The following is a 2,335-nucleotide window of genomic DNA, read 5'->3' as shown; positions in this document are numbered from 1 at the left end:
ACGGCTCGAAGAAGCGAGCTCACGCCATTGGCGTTGAACGCCGAGATGTAGGCGAGGTGAGAAAACACGACCGACCAGGCAAGGATGCCTCGAAGTCCTTCTATAGCCACAAACATTTTGGGCCGAACGGTCAAAGGTAACCCCCGAAGAAAGATTGATATTATTAGATTTTGATTGTCATATCAATAACATATGTCAGATTTTGACTCGAAATAATCTTCCCTTCCTTTGCGAGATGTTCCTGGGCGAGGCGAGAAAGCAGTCGCAAACGAATGCGAGCGAGAATTGGCTCCCTATGGAATCGATCAGTTCGCGCGAGGTACGAAGGCCGGGGTCCGCGGGCCTCCAGCCCTTGGCGTAATCCGATCGGCGGCCGATTTCACGTCGTGAAACTGGAGCCGCAGCCGCGACGAGCTAGCGAACGCGGTGCTCGCAGCTTGCGAGATAGCGACAGAGGCTGAGCTCAAGCTCGGCTCGCTCACGTCCTCATCTTCAGCGGCGATATCGATGCATCGCCAGCGCTCCAGCGCACCGCGAAATTGCTCGGGCGTTTCGATAGGTTCCGCTGCATGCGATCGGCGGGTTTCTGGGAGGATCCGCATCAACTTCCTCCAGTGCTACATTCACTGGCAGTTGGTCCGAGCTATCAACCATCGGTGACCGTCTGGCCTACGTGCCCGATCACTCGCAGCCGGGACAGCGACTCGCTCATGGCCGGCGGTAGAGCAAGGAAGCCACCGGTGCCGGTGATCTTCGAATTCGACGCCTACGGAGTTCATGGTCCTGCGTGCGAACACATGGCAGCGTTGGCCCTTTCGGCTGCAGCGATCCCAGCGATAGATGTAAATTCGATCGGAATCGGCTGCCGATGCTCGGGGCCTGGGAGCACGAACGTCGGCAGCCCGCGCACCCGCCAACGCTACCCATCGGATGGCGAGCGGAGCATGCGGCAAAACCGGGATCATGTTGTCCTTCATTTGGAGGGCAGGCATCACAGCAACCTCCCGGCATGGTCCTCAGCGTCGGCGCGCTGGCGATACTCGGCTTCCATTTCCTCGACGATTCCGATTTGAAACAAAGCAACCTCCTGCTTCATCCGGCCTTCGGCGATGCGGGTCGCATAGACGCGGCGGCGGAATCCGAGTTTGCGTGCGAGGGCCTGCTGCTTCTGGCGGGCGGTGAAGCGGTCAGCCATAACGGCGATCCCGATCGATGCTGTTGCGCAATGGAACCGTGATGTTCGTCTGGCATTGAACATTCAGGGCGTTGTGCGTCGGCGTCCTGCCGCCAGCGCTTGCCGTTTCCAGATCCCGAGCCCTCAAATTCACGGGGCAAACAGCCATGGCTTTCATTCTCGATGAGCACACCGCGCCTGATTGCGAGCGCGCGAGACAAAGCGTTCGCTTCTGCATGGTCGATGGAGGCGAAAGGGCGATCTGCCAGGTCGGATATACGACACTGAGCGATCTCGCCGCTGAGGCTATCGAAACAGACGAGGACTGCCTCGACCGTTTTCGATCACATCGTTGGGAGATTGCCGCTGCCGCCGCTCGCCTTCTCGAAAAAGGAGCGCACAAGGGCGGAACGATCATCCAGATCATTCGGGCGAACTTGCCCTGAAGATCGGGAACGCGACGCAGCTTCAAGCGCACGCCGTCGATGTCGAGATAGAGCCTGGTCATGCCGCCGCCCTCCGCTCAAGCTCGGCGATGACGCCGTCGATCTCCTGACGCTGCTTGCGGGCGATGGCGAGCTGTTCGGCGAACTTCTCGCGCGGGAAGCGTCCGGTCTTGATCTCCCGGACGGTGAAGCCGAGCTTGCGCATGAGAGGGATCTCGCCGATGCGCGCCCGGTCGGCTTCGGTGTAGACGCGATCCACGCCATCACGGCTGGGGGCGAGCAGGCCGCGGCTTTTCTCGTTCCAAGCGAACTCATGCCAGCTACTGGACGCGCGAGATTTCCCGTGCTTCCCAGAATTCATTGTGCTGCAATATTCATTGATTTTTATGTTAGGCGAAGCGCATCATTTTGTAGCCTTGGGGGAGGCGAGCAATATGAGAAAAATTACTTTAAATTGTTTCCAGACGCATGTTCAGCCGGAAATTTCCGAGGGCAATGCCAGTTCTATTAGCGCCGAAATAATCGGCTTTCTTAGATCGGCGCTGACATCATACATGGACGAACGAGTCCCGGTAATCAGCGAGATTGCGAAGACAGCAGGGCTCAGTATCAGAAGCCTCCAACGCAAGCTTGCCGCTGCCGGTCTCTCCTACTCACAACTGGTCGAAGCGGCGCGCTTTGAAAAGGCAATTGAGCTTCTCCGCACGACCGACGC

General features: G+C 58.3%; 4 protein-coding genes. 2 read left to right on the top strand and 2 right to left on the bottom strand.

What is annotated here, in order from left to right; genetic code table 11:
• Positions 1-991 precede the first annotated feature (991 nt).
• Positions 992-1,195 carry a hypothetical protein gene (locus AC1DEZ_RS27675; RefSeq protein ID WP_476781348.1) on the bottom strand — a complete coding sequence of 68 codons (204 nt, stop codon included), beginning with the start codon at positions 1,193-1,195 and terminating at the stop codon, positions 992-994.
• 146 nt (positions 1,196-1,341) lie between these two features.
• Here AC1DEZ_RS27675 and AC1DEZ_RS27670 point away from each other — a divergent pair, with 146 nt between their 5' ends.
• Positions 1,342-1,620, top strand: coding sequence for a DUF1488 family protein (locus AC1DEZ_RS27670; protein WP_476781347.1), 279 nt, complete (start codon positions 1,342-1,344; stop codon positions 1,618-1,620).
• Positions 1,621-1,678: 58 nt separating this feature from the next.
• Here the strand turns inward: AC1DEZ_RS27670 and AC1DEZ_RS27665 are convergent, their stop codons facing one another.
• A complete protein-coding gene (locus AC1DEZ_RS27665) occupies positions 1,679-1,981 on the bottom strand; it encodes a MerR family transcriptional regulator (RefSeq protein ID WP_476781346.1) in 303 nt (100 codons plus the stop codon).
• A 1-nt stretch (position 1,982) separates the two neighbouring features.
• On the opposite strand from AC1DEZ_RS27665, the gene AC1DEZ_RS27660 reads away from it, so the two are divergent.
• On the top strand, positions 1,983-2,335 hold a 353-nt coding region (locus AC1DEZ_RS27660; protein WP_476781345.1), incomplete at its 3' end, for a helix-turn-helix transcriptional regulator.

The organism is Allobosea sp. 10L422 (assembly GCF_056395345.1).
This window is presented reverse-complemented; position numbering and strand designations above follow the sequence as displayed.

What these genes read in the sequence shown, in the direction of transcription:
- AC1DEZ_RS27665 (WP_476781346.1), bottom strand. Translation starts at nt 1,981, where the DNA reads ATGAATTCTGGGAAGCACGGGAAATCTCGCGCGTCCAGTAGCTGGCAT.
- AC1DEZ_RS27675 (WP_476781348.1), bottom strand. Translation starts at nt 1,195, where the DNA reads ATGGCTGACCGCTTCACCGCCCGCCAGAAGCAGCAGGCCCTCGCACGC.
- AC1DEZ_RS27670 (WP_476781347.1), top strand. Translation starts at nt 1,342, where the DNA reads ATGGCTTTCATTCTCGATGAGCACACCGCGCCTGATTGCGAGCGCGCG.